The sequence below is a fragment of the Pseudomonas sp. KB_15 genome (genome assembly GCF_052114525.1).
Taxonomy (GTDB): Bacteria; Pseudomonadota; Gammaproteobacteria; order Pseudomonadales; family Pseudomonadaceae; genus Aquipseudomonas.
The window spans coordinates 1-462 of record NZ_JBFREX010000201.1; the positions used below are offsets into that span (position 1 = coordinate 1).

The 462-nt window shown below is 68.2% G+C and carries 1 protein-coding gene; it reads left to right on the forward strand.

Annotated features, from left to right (window positions below):
- Positions 1-270: hypothetical protein (locus tag AB4Z35_RS30455; RefSeq protein ID WP_442101222.1), on the forward strand; the 270-nt coding region annotated here is incomplete at its 5' end.
- Positions 271-462: the final 192 nt, after the last annotated feature.

A 462-nucleotide genomic window follows, 5' to 3' on the forward strand; every position in this document is an offset into this window, starting at 1 on the left:
GTGCCGGCCGTGCTCGGCACGCTCCAGCGCTGGACCTATGACCTGCTGGCGCTCTGCGTCGGCACCGGCGCGGTCCGCTATTTCCCGAAGGAGCAGGCGGCGCTGGCGCGTTGTGCCGGCGCCACCGATGCCCACCGCCTCCAGGCGTTCAGCGCCCGGCTGGTCGGCCATCGGCGCAACGAGAACCATCCGTTGGCGGCGCGCCTCGTCATGGAGTCCGTTTTCCTCGATTACCGGCATTTGTTCCAGGGAAGTGCCGCCGGGCGATAGGAATCGGGCGCCGCCCGTGGTAAAAGCTAACGCAGTCAAGCTGTCGATTTGTCAAACGCGCCAAATAGCGCCGCACCAAGCGGACAGGGCGCAACGCCAAACAGGGGTCAAACAATGAATGCACCAGTCACCGGCGCGCCCGTGCGTCCGGCCGCACCCGGAGCACCCGGAGCACCCGCCACCGTGCCGGGC